Below are 15,247 nucleotides of genomic sequence, written 5' to 3' on the forward strand. Positions count from 1 at the left end.
GTGGGCTTGTTTTTGAATGTGGTTGTGTGTTGATTCAATCGTTGTCAGGTTTTGGAAAAGACCGCGTGTGTGTTAGTTCGTCGCGGCGTCAACCAGGCGTCGTTCGGTCGGCTCAATCGCAACGTCATTGGCACTCATGTCACGACGTTGCATCAGACCGTCGTCGTCGAATTCCCAGTGTTCATTGCCATGCGTGCGAAACCATTGCCCGGTGGCATCGTGCCATTCGTATTCAAAACGGACAGAGATCCGGTTTTCGGTGAAGCTCCATAGTTCCTTCTCCAATCGGTAATCCAGTTCGCGTTGCCATTTGTCCGTCAGGAATTCCGTGATCGCTTCGCGTCCGACAAAGAACTGGTCTCGATTTCGCCATTGGGAATCGACGCTGTAGGCGCGAGCAACGCGGTGCGGGTCACGGCTGTTCCAAGCGTCTTCGGCCGCCTGGACCTTGGCCAAAGCCGACTTGCGATCGAACGGAGGCCGGATGTCCGTCGGAAGGACGGCCGCGGTTGCACAGCTGTCGGTTGCACAGCTGTCGGTGGTGCAGCTGTCGGTGGTGCAGCTGTCGGTGGTGCAGCTGTCGGTGGTGCAGCTGTCGGTGGTGCAGCTGTCGGTGGTGCAGCTGTCGGTGGTGCAGCTGTCGGTGGTGCAGGTGGTTTCGTGATTCATGGCGTCGTTTCGTCTTTCTAATCAAGCGTTCGTGTTGAAATCGGACCCTCCAAAACCTTGGGATTTCCGTGCATGGCTTTTCATGAACGGCCGCTAGATCTCGGCGATCTCGTTGCGTGTCCGCTTAGGCACAAACCATGCCGAAATCTCGTGGTTTTTCGTAAGCCGTTGTAAGTAAAGGGGTTAAGTTGTTTTGTGGTGCAGTCCGAAAAAACGTGAGAAATCACGAATCGTGAAAAGTCATTTGCAGGGCATGAAAAGTCACTATTCTGTCGCAGATGAAACCGCCACCTGAATTAAGTTGTGATGACGCCGAATCGTTTCAAGCGTTGCTGCTGGAAATGGCTCGACAACGAGATATCGATTCGCTGCTGCGATTGATCGTCGGACGGCTATGCCGAACCTCCAGCATCGCCCTGGCACGTCTGTGGCTGATCCAGCCTGGCGATATTTGCCAGCGATGTGTTTTTGCCGATGAATGCCCCGACCGGTCGCAGTGTTTGCATTTGGTCGCGAGCGACGGCGTTTCACAGTCGACCGGATCTCGTTGGGATCGTCTGGACGGGCGGTTTCAACGTTTTCCGATCGGCATTCGCAAAGTCGGGCACATCGCGGCAACCGGCGACGTCGTGGAAGTGACCGACATCAGCGAAGGGTCTCCTTGGATCGTGCGACCGGAATGGGCCACCTCCGAAGGAATTCGTGGGTTTGTCGGGCAACCGTTGGTGCACCAGTCGGACGTTCTTGGCGTCTTGGGTGTCTTCTTGCGTGCCCCGGTCTGGGCGGCAGGACGTTCTTGGTTGCGAATCATCGCCGACCATGCGGCGGTTACGATCGCAAACACCCGAGCATTGCAGCGGATCGAACACTTGACCCAACAGTTGGAATTGGAAAACGAGTATCTGAAAGACGAGATCTGCTCATCGTTACAGTTCGGCGAGATCGTTGGGCAAAGTGCGGCACTGCAAAAGGTCTTGCAGCAAGTCGCGTTGGTGGCCCCGACCGACAGTAACGTCTTGATCCTTGGCGAATCAGGCGTTGGCAAAGAGCTGATCGCTCGTGCGATTCATCAACAAAGCCCGCGGCACGATCGCCCGCTGATCAAAGTCAACTGCGCATCGATTCCGCGTGACCTTTTTGAAAGCGAATTCTTTGGCCACACCCAAGGCGCGTTCACCGGTGCGGTCCGGGATCGTGTGGGACGGTTTGAATTGGCCGATGGCGGAACGCTGTTCTTGGACGAAATTGGCGAAGTCCCGCTGGAGATGCAAAGCAAACTATTACGTGTGTTACAGGAAGGCACCTACGAACGCATTGGTGAAGAACAGACGCGTCAGGCCGATGTTCGAATTGTTGCGGCAACGAATCGCGACCTACCAAAAGAGGCGGCCGAAAAGAAATTTCGCGAAGACCTGTATTATCGACTCAGCGTGTTTCCGATCGAAGTCATGCCGCTGCGGCAACGGGTCGAAGACATCCCCTTGCTGGCATCCCACTTTCTGCAGACGTGTGCCCGCCAGATCGGAGTCGACCAACCGACGTTGAAACAGCGACACGTGCGTGAACTGATGGCGTATCGGTGGCCGGGCAATATCCGGGAACTGCAAAACGTCATTGAGCGTGCGGTGATCCGTTCGCAAACCGGACCGCTGCGGTTTGACTTGCCACAGACGTTGGACCAGCGTGCGGCGATGGTCTCGTCACCGACACCGGAACGGGCTGATACCTTGATGACCGACGAAGAAATGCGGCGGATCGAACGTCAAAACATGATTGACGTGTTGGAGGCCCATCGGTGGAAGATTTCCGGCGACCAGGGAGCCGCCCAATTCCTGGGGTTGCATCCCGCAACGCTCTCATCACGGATGCGATCGATGGGGATTCGCCGTCCCAGAAAGTGACGCCGAACGCACCCTTTGTCGTGGCCCCTATCGATGACGTGCGTGACAGGAATTGCAATTGACGGCACGGCGGAATCGGGGCAACGCTTCATCGCCCTGTTGCAACACCGCTTCAGCGGCGTCGGCCAATTCGCCGGCTCGCGTTTGAAAATCCAAAGGGTCACCTTTGGGCGGCACTTGTGATGCCAAGTGCCGATACATACGCACGACTAACCGCCCCAGATCCGGATCGACCGGCGGTTTCAGCCATTCTCGATAGGCCTTTGATTCGTGGACCCTTTGCATCACGTCGCCGATAGAAAGCGACTCGATCTGTTCACTGGTTAGCGGCGACAGACCGTAGGTGGCCAAACCGGATTCAATCATTGCCTGACCCGTCGCGTTGGCATTCGCATGGTCCGACGGGCTGGCAACCATTTGGTCGGCCTCGGTTTGTGCAACCGCCGACGGCGTTTCGGCTAAGTCAGGAACGGGTGGCAACGACGATTCGTTGCACCCGATCAAAATCAAGGCGGGCGCGCCGATCAACAGGGGGCACCGGATCCACGGGCGCGATGGCGCAAGACAACCAGGGCGCCGCGGGGCACGCATCCGGTGGGAACGAATCATCCGGATTGCGTTCATGCGGCTTGCTCGTGTGCCGCATCCAGCATGACGGTACTAAGCGTCACGTAGGTTTCGGTCCAAGCCTCTTTGACGTCGGCAGTAAAGGCTTCACCAAGTCCCTGCTCAAGCGTCCAAAGTAGGGCCTGGCCGACGGTCTGGTAACTTTGATCGGGCACGCCGTATTCAACGTGTCGTCTTCCCAGGTCTTTTAGTGCGGGAAGCAAGGAATCAAGCTTCGTTAGCGATGCGACGGCCAGGCTGAGCGTTGCCATTAACTTTTTGCCTTGTTCTTTCATGTCGCCTTTGAACAAAGGTTTCAAGCTCGGGTCCAACTCAAACAATTTGCCGTAGAACAGTTCGGCGGCCTGTTCGGAGATCGGTTTGACTTGTTCCCAAGATGATTGGACAAGTTCGATTTGAACGGGAGTCATGGTTTCTATCCGTATGGTGAGTCAAATAATGGCTGCGATGGAAATCAACGTTAGAGATGGTGAAAGTTAGGGCAGCGGGATTCGAACCAAAACGCCACCCATGACGTCGTCTTTTTCGAACTCGGGGTAATCGTCGCCGCGGTTGGGGTGGTCGTTGTGACACGTCCAACAAGCCTCAGCAACGGCGCGATCCGGGTATACGGCGACGAAGTAGTTGGTATCACCCAGGACTTCTTCCCCGTAAAAGTTTTCACCTGGGTTTTCGACGATGTATTGCAACGCTTCTTTTTCCAAGTCGGTCTTGGCTTGGTGTTGTTCGTTCAAAGGCCACGACGATCGCAACGCATAGGTGAAGCCGGCTTCCTTGTTTTCGTCGACCAATTCGGCACCCATTCGAAACATCTGGGCGGGCAAAGGAATGGCATCGTCGGAATCTTCCCAGTACTCATCAGCGGTGACGACGGATTCCTGTTTCTTTAAGTTTGTCACGACGTGGGTCGCATACACGGTGCGGTCGGCCATCATCACTGCATGCACGCCATCGGCGAATTGTTGCGGTGTGATCGTTGGTCCGCTGGAACTGCTGCTGGCTTCGCTGGAACCGCATCCTGTAATCGATAAGGTGCCAACAACGACTGCCGATAGGCCGGCGACCGCAAAGAAGACTCGCTGAATTGTCATACTTTGAAAACTCATTCAGAAAAGGTGAAGAACAGGAAATTAACGTGAACTCGATTTCTTACGGCGTTGTTGTCGGTTTCGACGCTGTTCGAACCATTCGTGCGCCATTTCGACACTGGTCACGGTCTTCTCAGGAGCCCGATCGAAACAGGTTTTGGCCAGTTCCGGATCGGCGACCGCGTTGAATGAGAACTCCAAACCATGGCAGCGTTGACAGACTTCACGGACCATGGTTTCGACCGGTCGAAGGACGCTGTTCTGGTTGTGATTGACGAAAGAGTTGTCGCCGGTCGCCACACGGGGCATGTGGCATGTGCCGCACGTGACACCGAGCCCGGCATCAATTTCGCCGCTGAGTTCCTGACGCCACAGTTCGGCGTGGGATGAATCCAGGTACGCCAGCGAATGGTCATCGTTGTGACATCCCAGGCAAGCGTCGACCGCCGCGTGTTGGATGTCGTCGACGTGTGCGGCATGACAGCTGTTGCAATTCAGTTGTCGATGGGCTGCATCGGAACGCATCGGCAGTCGCGCCATGGCTACTTGCATTTCGGGCAAGCCGACGGCCAGCCGCATTCCGTGTTTGCCTTGCAGAAACGTTTCGGATTGCCGTGCGTGGCACTGGCGGCAGGTGTCCAACGCGACGTGATCGTTCCAAGCGGTACTGGATCCTGCCGGCGTCTTGGCGTCACGAATCGCGTTGGCATCTCCCGCTTCGCTCTGGTGGCATTGCTTGCAGTTCACTCCTGCGGAAAAGTGGGCGCTGGATGACCATTGTCGAACAATTTGCGGATCGGCATCGTTGATGTCCGGTACAACCTGCGTTCGCGTTTTTTGTGTTTGGTCGTCACCGGTTTGCTGAGATGTCAACAAGATCAGCGTGGCATCATCCAAGATGTCTGCTTCGCCGTGGTGTTTGTCCAAGTACTTTTCGTACAACGCACGGTTGTCATGGTAGTTGTGGCACCCCGTGGTCGCGCAACTGTCGTAACGCATGCCTTCGTGGCTCGGACGGCTTTCGGCAACGTCTTGATGACAGTGCCAGCAATAGTCGCTGGGAACGGTCAGTCCCATCGCCAACGTTCTTTCGGCGACGTGTTCGCGGTGACAGGAAAGACAACTTTGGGCATCCAGGATCTTCAGCAAGTCGGCGTGAACGGGATCGTTAAATTTGGACGCCGGGTGGGTGTCGTTGGCAGTGTCCAAGTCGGTTTCGTGGCATCGCAAACAGGCATCTTGCATCAGGTTGGACGTGCTTGATTCGTCGTTGCCGCCATTGGTTAGGTGGCATTGGTCGCAAGCCAATTCAATTTGATAGTGGCCGTGGGTTGTTTCGCCTGGCAAAAAAATGCGCCGGGCGACGGTGGTGCTGGGTGCGACCAGGGCGTATGTGGCAACACCGGCGATGGCCATATTCATGACCATCCAGACGGCGATTTTCGGTGACGCAAGGGCAGGCAGCTTCATGTCGTCAGTCGCGAAACCAATAGAACGATACGACATGAATGGCGATCAAAATCGGCAGGGGCCACGCCAATAGAAAGTGCAGTTTGGAAAACCAGGATCGCCATTTTTTCCATCGCAACGCGCTCGGTCCGCCTTGTCGGCTTTCCATCGCGGTGACCAGTCCGGCCAGCGCTCCGACCGTTGCGACCGATAAAAACGTGACCCCAAGAACCGCGTTGAAGTTTTCACCCAAACGCAGCCCCGTGTGCGCGATCAGCCCGGCCACGGTCAACGTCCCGATGGCCGAGTGAACCCAACGCCACAGGCGGTAATCGCCGAATTGAAACTTTGGGATTCGCTTACGCAACGAAAACGCTTGGCCGATCACCAACGCGCCTAGCAATGAGAACCCAGTGATTTGCCTTGCCAGATCGTCACGCCACCACCAGTCGATCAGGCGGCGATCCGACTGGACGCTTTCGGCGAAAGCGATTGCCGGGCCGAAGCACCAGATCGCCAGCAAGGCCAACGCCAACGCGGACACCCACAACAGTGGACGCCCGCCTTGATCCACGGACGATTCCGCGGGGCATCCCGCCAGTTCCGACACCAAATTTGCGCAGCTTCCACAAGCCGTCGACGCACCGCAGGCTTCCGCGATTCGCTTTGGTTGATCGCATCCCTGCTTGATCAGTTCCCCGACGGTTCCTTTGGTCACGTTCAAACAGTTGCATATCACACTGTCGTCCGGCCAGTGATGAACCGACAAAGCCGAATCATCGCGCCATGGTGAACCGCTTTTCACAAACCTTGTTCGTTGCGTCGGCCACATCCGCTGGTGTTTCGATGTCGCCAGACGGACTTGGGGCAACTGTTCCCATTGACCGACACAGGACGCACCGACGATGCGCCCCTGATCCAACAGGATCGCACGAAATCCGGAATCATCGGAGTGGTTCAGGACGACGCCCCCGCGTGAATCACCGATTTGTCTTCCAAACGTCGCGACTTGAACACCCAAAAGTTTCAGTTCCGCAGACTCATCGGCACCCTCAAAGCTTGTGTCTTCACCAACCAGGTGTTGCGCCAGCACATCGGCCATCCGGTAACACGGTGCGACCAAGCCGTAAACGTGATCACGAAAGCGAACGCATTCCCCGATCGCATGAATCTTTGGGTCGCTCGTGCAAAGATGTCGATCGACGACGATGCCACCGCGAGCGCCCGTTTCCAGTCCGGCATCTTTGCCAAGTTGATCGTTCGGACGGACCCCCGCGGCGATGATGACCAAATCGGCGACCATCGGATCACGGTTGCTGAAGGCTATCTGCAGACGCTGATTGTCCGTCGTCGTGATCGAATCGGTGCGGCAAGTGACATGCACATCGACGCCGATCGATTCCACGTGTTGGCGTAGGCGTTTGGCAGCATTGGAATCCAATTGTCTTGGCATTAACCCCGGAGCACGTTCCACCACGGACGCGGAAAGCCCCAGGTCGATCATGACTTTGGCCGCTTCCAATCCCAATAGGCCACCACCAATGACCAGTCCCGTGGAGGCTCCGGTTTCGTCAACATGTCGACGGATGGACTGCAAGTCTTCCAACGTGCGATAAACGAAAACACCGGTCAGGTCCGCACCGGGAATCGGAGGAACGAACGCGGAGGATCCCGTCGCCAACACCAGTCGATCATAGGGATGCCGAACGCCGTTCGAATCGACGACCTCGCACTTGGTTCGATCGATACAGTGAATCCGGCGTCCGGTGTGCAGTTCAATTTGATGGTCGGCGTACCACTGACGGTCGGCCAACAGTAAATCGTCTTCACTACGACCGCCAAAGTACGACGACAAGTGAACGCGATCGTATGCCGGCGTCGGTTCGTCACCAATCAGCGTGATTTGATAGAAGTGGTTGGCATTGCGTCGCACCAAGCGGTCGCAAAGTCCCCACCCGGCCATGCCGCCACCGACAATGACCAAGCGTTCGTGAATGGTCGATGCCGGATCCCCGGTCGGCGCGGTCCGCAGCGATGCGGGATCGGTCGGCGAATCGGGAAATGTTTGCATGCGGCGGCCGAAACCAAGAAGCGAACGATGCATCGCAACGGTTTCCTGGTCCCCCAACAATCAAGCCGACCATCCTGCAGAAAATGGCTTGCAGGAATTGGCGATCATTCATCGTGGGCGGTCCGAGGCCGCTGCGTTGCCCGACACGCATTCGCAACCGCAGCGCCGTAACGTCGACAAAGGGCAATGAAAAAGAACAGCGGTGTTGGAAACCACGTCGTGGTATTGCTAGCGGCACGCGGATGGCCGCAAAGGTCCGGTTCGACTCGGCCGGTTCCCACCGTCGACGTTGTGGGGAACGACCGTACGATGATGCGGTGCCCAGAATTAAGGCAGGGTGACGCGTGAAACTTTATCAGTTCACATCCTGCGATGTTTGATCGCATCGAGCGCCCGGCGGTGCTAAATCATCTGCCGAATGTCATGGCTGAAACTTGGGAAGACGAACAAGGTGGATTTGACGTCCGCTGCAGTCAAATTGTGTTTCATGGCCATCGCAAACAGGTTGATCGTTTCTTCGGCACCAGGGCCCAATAGATGGGCACCAAGGATTGCATCGGAGTCGCGGTCAATCAGGACCTTGTATCCCGCCACGGTTTTGCCGGTTTTACGTACACTGCTCCAATCGCTCATGTCACCGGTTCGCACCTCCAGATCGGCCGACGTTTGGCAGGCCTGTTCTTCGGACAGCCCGACCGAAGCGATTGCCGGGGTGGTAAAGCAAGCACGCGGAACCATCCCGTAATCAGGACTACGTACCGGACGATCCGCGAAAAGGTTTTTTGCCACGATCCTGGCGTCTTCATTGGCCACCGGTGTCAAACGTGGTTGAGCCGTGCGGGCGCAATCACCAACCGCGTAAACTCTTTCGTTGGATTGGCTCCGCAGATGTGCATCGACTGACACGCCATCTTGATCGTGTTGGATCCCAGCCACGTCCAGCTGCATTCGATCGATGTTGGGGACGCGTCCGGCGCCGTGGACCACACAGTCAGCCGACACCGTCTGGCCGTCGCGCAGCTTGATGCGACGTGATTCGTCACCCAGAACGTCGATACCTTCGATGGTTTGATTCAACAGGAACTGAATGCCCTGCTGATGAGAGTGCGCCGTCAATGTTTTCACCAGATCAGGATCAAACCCCGACAGAACGCCGGAGTTTTTTTCGATGATGGTTACCCGTGAACCTGCCCGCGCCGCCACGTGGGCGAACTCCATGGAGATGTATCCGCCACCGACGAATGCGATGTGTCGTGGCAATTGTGACAAATCCAGAAAATCATCACTGGAAATCAAACAAGCGCTGTTCGGGAAGTTCAGTGTTCGCGGGCGGCCGCCGGTTGCGATGACGATTCGTTCGGCTTCGTAAAATTCGCCCGCGATGGATAGCGTGCTGACGCCAATGAACTTGGCCGTCCCGTGCAGTGTGGTGATGCCGGAATCTTGAAACGATGCTTCGGATCCCTCAGCCACAGGACGCGTGAACGTTTCCTTGAATGCGTGCAATTTTACCCAGTCGATTCGCGTGGATGCATCAGCCACCAGTTGATCGTTGGAACGCCGAACACGGTCCACGAGTTGACCGGCATTGACGTAAACCTTTTTCGGATTGCACCCTCGCAACGCACAAGTTCCCCCAAAGGTGCGTTCGTCGACGATTGCAACCCGTTTGCCGGTTTCGGCGACTTTGCGGGCGACAGTTCCACCGGCGGGACCGGTGCCGATGACGATCAGATCAAAATGGGTGGGTGAAGACATCCGAACACTTGGGAAAGATGGAAACGCAAACTAACGCACTTGGGATCGGCATCCCTGGGCGCAGGGCAGGCGGTAAGGCTGTACCGGACCAAGTCGGCCAACTTGGCGAATAGACCAAGGGCAAAGAAAAAGGGGCGGCTGTCAATCAGCCGCCCCGATGGCGAAGTCAGTCACGAACGTGACCATCGATGTGTTACGCCTTTTTGAAAGAATCTCGCAGATCACGGATCTTGTCGTGACCCGATTTGACGATGGCGTATTGCGCATTCAGTACGTCGCTCATCGCGCTGCCGGCAGTTTCCTTCAAGACGTCTTCATAGGCATGCTTGATATGATCTTCGCCACGTTCGGCCTCGATCAAAATCACGTGCGGGTCACCACCGTTCAGCTTACCGCGAATGTCGATCCATGTGCGGTGGATGGACGCCGCGACGGACCCATCGGTTTCCGGTGCTTCGCCATTCCAGCTGACAAAGTTTTGCAGTTCGGTCGCGAACTTGGACCGCTGATGTGCGATCTGTCGAAACAAATCTGCCAATGCGGGATGTTCAATCTCTTCGGCCGATTCACGAAAGCCATCATAGGCGTCGATATTGGCCTGAATCAGTTGTTGCAGTCTCTTGACGGTCGTTTCGTTCAATTGGTCTTTGGTTTCCAAAGTCATGATGACTCCTTTGAGTGTTGTTTAGCGATGCACACGGTCACGCCAGCGACGCAGTGGCGTCGGATTGGTCGCGGTGTGAATCGAGTTTCGATCTAGGGAATGTGGAATTGAATGTCGAGCGGCGATATGCCGTAGACAGGCTGCGTCAGGATCAGACAGCGGAGCCTCGGCGACCAAAGATCAGGCTCAAGACGAACAACACCAAGAAGACGACGAACAGGATCTGTGCGATGCCTGCGGCGCTACCGGCGATTCCGCCAAACCCGAACAGTGCGGCGATCAGTGCGATCACGAGAAAGGTCAATGCCCAACCCAACATGTTTATTCTCCCAACGAGTGATATTTCGAAGCACAACCAACCGGAACAGTTTCCGGCGTGTCGTGGTACGAGGGAGACTTAACGCATAAGCCGTACCAATTCCCGACGACACGGCAAAATGCTGGTTCAACCCGTCAAGTTCTCGGATATCGCGGTTGCTTTGCCGCTAGGAGAGACATCGATCCACAACGAGAGCAACGGAATATCGTCCAATCCGGTTGCTTGGCGATCAAATGCCCTTCTTTGCGAGGCCTTGTGTTGTCCCTTGACCATACCGTCGCCATCGATGGGCAACTCAAGCGAAAGGCAGCAGTGTCTCCGGAAAAGGCATCGAGGCTGAAACCGTGTCCGCAACTTCGGTCGTCGACACCGACCTCAGATCAAAAATTGACGAAGATGCCAAAGCGGCCCAACGGTTCGCCGAAAGGCGTTCTGCGACGATGTAGCTTCGGGGCTTCATGGATCTCCAAAAATCGTCGTACCGCTGAGCATGGAACGTGGGAACTGAAATCGCGGGAAAGCAGAGACTATTGTTCGGACAATCGCTTGTGGAGATCTCGTTCGGGCAACAGTACAAGCATCCATAGTGTCAGCTCGTCGCCCAGTTGGAATTGTTTCGCTGCTCCCCACCATTGATCGCCGTTCGATTCAAAACGATAAATTTGCTTTCGGTCGCTATTGAACGAGAAGACACTTGCAGCTTGCGTCGCATACGGTTGATTGATTTCTTCCAGGGGTTTCATGAACCACTGTTTCCATTGCATTGGCGTCGCAAACTGAGCGTCTTTGGGCAGCGCGACTAGCCTCGCATCCTCCGTCAGTACCAGCAACTTTCCGTTCTGTGTCGGTTGTTTTCGCGTGGTGAATCGTGTGATGTCCTGAAGCAATAAGTCGAAAGCGACAACCGTTGTGACATGACCTCCATTCGAATCGGGGATCGCCATTGATGCTGTAATGCCCAAGTCTTTGGTCGTAAAGAACAGGTAGGGTTCTGTCCAATGAATTGCTTGCCGTCGGTTCTGGTCGGCATTGGATTCGTCAAGTCCGTTGACGGCTGTCCGAAACCAAGGTCGGGTGCGAGGGTCGTACGAAAGCGATTCGGTGTGCTGTTGAATCGTGGGTTGCTTGCTCGTCCATTCCGTCCAGCGAACCTCATCCTGCCACTGATCGAGCCTTGTTTGCCTGCACCTCCAAAGATGGTTGGTTTGCCCGTCTATTTGTTGTTCGGTTCGCAGAAGCATATGCTCGCGTCCGCGGTCATCAGCGATCATCAGTGATGAAACTTGCGGATAATATTCGATCAGCGGGACCAGAAAATCATTCGCGTCTTTTGGCGTTTCCACGTCGATCAGACCGGCGCCCACCCTGTCTCCGGTCACAGACAACTGCTGTTCGACAGGCTGAAAGAAGAGTCTGAGCCACTCATCGGTCTCCGACAGTGTCTTGCTCAACACCATGTTCGATAACGTTTCGACAGATCGTTGTTGTTGCTCGAAACGACGCTGCTCTGCTTTCGCGCGATTTAAGAAAGTTGTGACGGTGATCGCTGCAAAAAACACCGTGAAAAGCAGTCCGGCGGAAAGCAGCGTCGGAAGCGGATTACGTCGACACCATCGCCAGAGATGTTCAATCTGACCAACAGGCCGTGAACGAATGGGTTCGCCACGCCGAAAGGAAGTGAGCTCCTCCACCAATTCGTTAGCTGTTCGAAAGCGACGTTTGATATCCTTGTGGAGGCATTTCAAACAAATCGTTTCCAGATCGCGAGGGATGCGCGAGTTGATTCGTCGGAGTGGGATAGGATCCTGATGGATAACTTGATTGAGGGTCTCCATCGCCGTCGGTCCCTGAAACGGGGGATGGCCCGTCAATAGCTTGTAAAGCATTGCGCCGAGCGCGTAGATATCCGCCGTTGGCCCGATCAGTGACTTTTGGCCGGATGCTTGCTCTGGTGGCATGTAAAAGACGGACCCCATGATGGCGCCGTCCTGCGTCAGTTCGTCATCGGAATCAATCAGTTTCGCCAGTCCGAAATCAGTGATCCGTGGCTGGCCGTCGCGATCGATCAAAACATTTTCTGGCTTGAGATCGCGATGAATGACGCCTTGCGCGTGAGCGTACGCAACCGCGTCTGCGATCTTCAAAATCAATGCGGCTGCCTCATCCGCTGGCATCGGATGTTCGCCGACTTTTTCTGCCAGGCTTGGTCCATCCACATAGGCCATTGAGAAATAGTTCGTGCCGCCGTGTTCCCCGAAGTCGTAGACGGGAACAATTCCGGGATGGTCCAGGTTTGCCGAAGCCTCCGCTTCGACCAAGAACCTTTTGACATTCTGTTCCGATGCAAGTGCACCACCCAGGATCATCTTGACCGCAACGAGACGTTTCAGGCGAGTCTGCTGGGCTTTGTAGACAATGCCCATGCCACCGCGTGCGATTTCTTCAAGCAACTCGTAGTCGCCGAAGTAATGAACACGTTCTCCCTGGCGATCCGTTGCCGCTTGTTCGCTGGGGTTTTGTTCGCTGGTGGCATGTTCGCGGGGCGTTGCGTCGGCGAGTGTCCTTTCCAGCGTCGGAGCCGAAGCCGCTGTGTCCCCAGGCTCTCGATACTGAGTCGGTTCGAGATGGGGAGCAGGTGAATCTGGGCTCTCGTCGTTTGGCTTGTTTGAGATGTCTCTTCGCGGCGACACTGTTACCCGCTATCGAATGTTGTTTGTTGAAAAAAGTTGGTCGATGATTCCCGCTCCGTACCGGCAAAAGTATACTGCCGGATCGGTCGGCATTGCTTGCCGAATTCCCCCGAGCGAAGAATCCGCTGGCGGATCGGGGGCTTTTCCGTGCTTTTCTTGCAATTCGCTGTTGCGGAGACCTGGAGTCTGGTTGACATGAAGAACCAAGCCCTTCCGGATCGTGCGTTTTCTTTTCTAGCCGCTTTGACGATTGGATTTTTCGGTTCGCTGCAAGCGCAGGAATCCGACCAAGCCACTGCGGAGAGTTCCGCCGCGCGAGACGAAACCGGTCAAGTCGACCGTGAGGACATTCACCACACGATGGAGCATTTTGTCAAAGCGTTCGAGTCCCGGGATGCGGATGCCCTTGCCAGCTTCTTCACGGTCCAGTGTGAGTTTGAAAACGTCGAGGGAATGAAGGTACGGGGACGGGCAGCACTCAATGATGCCTTCGCCAATTTCTTTGCTCAAACTCCCGAGGTCAGTGCGAAAGTCACCTCCGAGTCGCTCAGATTTTTGTCACGTGGCACCGCAATTGATGAGGGCGTAGTCAAGATCCAAAGGGGCCCGGCCGCTAGCCAGACAGAGGCGAACTACAGCGCTTTACTGGTGCGTGACGGTGAAGCCTGGCGGATCGCGAGTTTTCAAGAATCACCCAAGACCGATGAACCCACGATCGATGATTTGGAGTGGTTGATTGGCAAGTGGACGTCGAGAGCTGACACGGGCGCGATGATTCGGACAACCTATCAATGGTTGCCTGGTCGCCGCTTTATCAAGTCGCAGTTCTCAATCGACGATGCGGAGCTCTCATTCGCTGGTGCTCAAATCATCGGAGTCGATCCTGCGACCGGAATGCTGCATTCATGGACGTACGAGTCGGATGGTGGGATCGGTGAAGCTGACTGGTATCCCGATGACAACCACTGGTCACTCGACGCGGTCGGAACGTTGGCAGACGGAAGAACGCTAGCTGAACTGAATATTCTGCGGCGGATCGACAACGATACGTTTACGTGGCAGTCCACCAATCGTGAACTTGATGGAGAATCGTTATCTGATCTGGCACCGGTGAAGGTCGTTCGAGTCAGAGAAGCAGTTTCCGAATGAGTCTGCGACACGCGATTTTGATCCGAAGTGAGCCCAATCATGAGTTTTAGGTCGATTCTTCTTGTTTCCATGATCGTTGGCATGCTCTGGCCGGGGCCCTGTTTGCAAGCGCAGCGGGGAGGGCGTGGCGGCAGCGGTGGGCGAGGCGGGGCCGAACGCGGCGGTGGAAGCCAACGTGGTGGATCGCGAGGTGGGAGCGGTCAGAGTGGTGGCGGTATGCAACGCGGTGAGCGTGGCGGAAGCTCCGGAAGTTTCGGAGGCTTCGGTAGCGGATTTGGAGGCCGGGGCGGAAGCAGCAGCCTAGGCGGATCTAGCGGGCAATCGCAGCAGGACCGGAGAGGCTTTGGGCGCGGATCGCAACAAGGAAGTGGCAGAGGATCCGGTGGTGCCCAGCTCGGTGGCGGGAGCCAGTTCGGTGGTCGTGGCCAGCAGCGGAGCGGTGGAGGATTTGGGGCTCGCTCTGGGGGCGCTGACTCCGGTCGATTCACCGGTCCGCAACGGGGCGGTTTCAATGGACGAGGCGACCAAAGGGAAACATCGTCTGCGGTTTCGTCGGGTAGATCAGGGCGTAGCGGCGGATTCGGCGCCGGGCTTCCATCGAATCGATTCGGCGGAGAATCTGAAGTGGGCAGGCCATCTATTGGTCCCTTCGGCAATCAGTCCGGATCCGACGTGTCCGACCGTGGCTCTGGACGCGGATTCTCACGAGATCAAGCGGCGAAGGATCTACCCGAGAGATTGCAGTCGCGACTGGGCGGCGGCGGAGTTGGCGGGCCGGCGAGTGGCATTGGTGTTCGCCCGGGAGCAGGAGCCGGTGGCGCGGGTGGACCGGCCAGCGGTGTTGGTGTTCGCCCGGGGGCCG

At 56.2% G+C, this 15,247-nt stretch carries 12 protein-coding genes and 1 pseudogene; 2 read left to right on the plus strand and 11 right to left on the minus strand.

Annotation, left to right across the window (positions count from 1 at the left end):
• Positions 1-72: 72 nt before the first annotated feature.
• Together HFP54_RS17965 and HFP54_RS26450 are read right to left on the minus strand one after the other, a co-directional pair.
• The gene (locus HFP54_RS17965; RefSeq protein WP_390657752.1) at positions 73-486 is read right to left on the minus strand and encodes a nuclear transport factor 2 family protein; all 414 of its coding nucleotides are present in this window, start codon (positions 484-486) and stop codon (positions 73-75) included.
• Positions 487-522: 36 nt separating this feature from the next.
• Positions 523-669, minus strand: a pseudogene (locus HFP54_RS26450) (Cys-every-fifth RiPP peptide CefA); the annotation flags it as partial.
• 278 nt (positions 670-947) lie between these two features.
• Here HFP54_RS26450 and HFP54_RS17970 point away from each other — a divergent pair.
• A complete protein-coding gene (locus HFP54_RS17970; protein ID WP_168566210.1) occupies positions 948-2,570 on the plus strand; it encodes a sigma-54-dependent Fis family transcriptional regulator in 1,623 nt (540 codons plus the stop codon).
• Between the two features lie 27 nt (positions 2,571-2,597).
• Here HFP54_RS17970 and HFP54_RS17975 read toward each other — a convergent pair whose 3' ends face one another.
• The 9 genes from HFP54_RS17975 to HFP54_RS18015 form a co-directional block, all read right to left on the minus strand.
• On the minus strand, positions 2,598-3,050 hold the full coding sequence (locus tag HFP54_RS17975) for a hypothetical protein (protein ID WP_168566211.1): 453 nt from the start codon (positions 3,048-3,050) through the stop codon (positions 2,598-2,600).
• Between the two features lie 140 nt (positions 3,051-3,190).
• A complete protein-coding gene (locus tag HFP54_RS17980; RefSeq protein WP_146414500.1) occupies positions 3,191-3,607 on the minus strand; it encodes a globin family protein in 417 nt (138 codons plus the stop codon).
• A gap of 66 nt (positions 3,608-3,673) precedes the next feature.
• Positions 3,674-4,303, minus strand: a complete 630-nt coding sequence (locus HFP54_RS17985; RefSeq protein ID WP_197137714.1) for a Tll0287-like domain-containing protein — start codon at positions 4,301-4,303, stop codon at positions 3,674-3,676.
• A 24-nt stretch (positions 4,304-4,327) separates the two neighbouring features.
• Positions 4,328-5,755, minus strand: coding sequence for an ammonia-forming cytochrome c nitrite reductase subunit c552 (locus HFP54_RS17990; protein WP_168566212.1), 1,428 nt, complete (start codon positions 5,753-5,755; stop codon positions 4,328-4,330).
• Positions 5,756-5,759: 4 nt separating this feature from the next.
• Positions 5,760-7,838: an FAD-dependent oxidoreductase gene (locus HFP54_RS17995; RefSeq protein WP_235951991.1), complete on the minus strand. Its 2,079-nt coding sequence runs from the start codon at positions 7,836-7,838 to the stop codon at positions 5,760-5,762.
• Positions 7,839-8,207: 369 nt separating this feature from the next.
• The gene (locus HFP54_RS18000) at positions 8,208-9,563 is read right to left on the minus strand and encodes a dihydrolipoyl dehydrogenase family protein (RefSeq protein ID WP_168566213.1); all 1,356 of its coding nucleotides are present in this window, start codon (positions 9,561-9,563) and stop codon (positions 8,208-8,210) included.
• 193 nt (positions 9,564-9,756) lie between these two features.
• Complete coding sequence (locus HFP54_RS18005) at positions 9,757-10,227, minus strand: PA2169 family four-helix-bundle protein (protein WP_168566214.1); 471 nt, start codon at positions 10,225-10,227, stop codon at positions 9,757-9,759.
• A 151-nt stretch (positions 10,228-10,378) separates the two neighbouring features.
• Complete coding sequence (locus HFP54_RS18010) at positions 10,379-10,546, minus strand: DUF1328 domain-containing protein (RefSeq protein WP_146414495.1); 168 nt, start codon at positions 10,544-10,546, stop codon at positions 10,379-10,381.
• A gap of 527 nt (positions 10,547-11,073) precedes the next feature.
• Positions 11,074-13,236 carry a protein kinase domain-containing protein gene (locus tag HFP54_RS18015; RefSeq protein WP_168566215.1) on the minus strand — a complete coding sequence of 721 codons (2,163 nt, stop codon included), beginning with the start codon at positions 13,234-13,236 and terminating at the stop codon, positions 11,074-11,076.
• A gap of 195 nt (positions 13,237-13,431) precedes the next feature.
• Between HFP54_RS18015 and HFP54_RS18020 the strand changes: the two genes are divergently transcribed.
• Positions 13,432-14,385: a YybH family protein gene (locus HFP54_RS18020; protein ID WP_261346967.1), complete on the plus strand. Its 954-nt coding sequence runs from the start codon at positions 13,432-13,434 to the stop codon at positions 14,383-14,385.
• Positions 14,386-15,247: the final 862 nt, after the last annotated feature.

This window comes from Crateriforma spongiae (assembly GCF_012290005.1).
Classification (GTDB): Bacteria; Planctomycetota; Planctomycetia; order Pirellulales; family Pirellulaceae; genus Crateriforma; species Crateriforma spongiae.

What these genes read in the sequence shown, in the direction of transcription:
- HFP54_RS17970 (WP_168566210.1), top strand. Translation starts at nt 948, where the DNA reads ATGAAACCGCCACCTGAATTAAGTTGTGATGACGCCGAATCGTTTCAA.
- HFP54_RS17980 (WP_146414500.1), bottom strand. Translation starts at nt 3,607, where the DNA reads ATGACTCCCGTTCAAATCGAACTTGTCCAATCATCTTGGGAACAAGTC.
- HFP54_RS17985 (WP_197137714.1), bottom strand. Translation starts at nt 4,303, where the DNA reads ATGAGTTTTCAAAGTATGACAATTCAGCGAGTCTTCTTTGCGGTCGCC.
- HFP54_RS17990 (WP_168566212.1), bottom strand. Translation starts at nt 5,755, where the DNA reads ATGAAGCTGCCTGCCCTTGCGTCACCGAAAATCGCCGTCTGGATGGTC.
- HFP54_RS17995 (WP_235951991.1), bottom strand. Translation starts at nt 7,838, where the DNA reads ATGCATCGTTCGCTTCTTGGTTTCGGCCGCCGCATGCAAACATTTCCC.
- HFP54_RS18000 (WP_168566213.1), bottom strand. Translation starts at nt 9,563, where the DNA reads ATGTCTTCACCCACCCATTTTGATCTGATCGTCATCGGCACCGGTCCC.
- HFP54_RS18005 (WP_168566214.1), bottom strand. Translation starts at nt 10,227, where the DNA reads ATGACTTTGGAAACCAAAGACCAATTGAACGAAACGACCGTCAAGAGA.
- HFP54_RS18010 (WP_146414495.1), bottom strand. Translation starts at nt 10,546, where the DNA reads ATGTTGGGTTGGGCATTGACCTTTCTCGTGATCGCACTGATCGCCGCA.
- HFP54_RS18020 (WP_261346967.1), top strand. Translation starts at nt 13,432, where the DNA reads ATGAAGAACCAAGCCCTTCCGGATCGTGCGTTTTCTTTTCTAGCCGCT.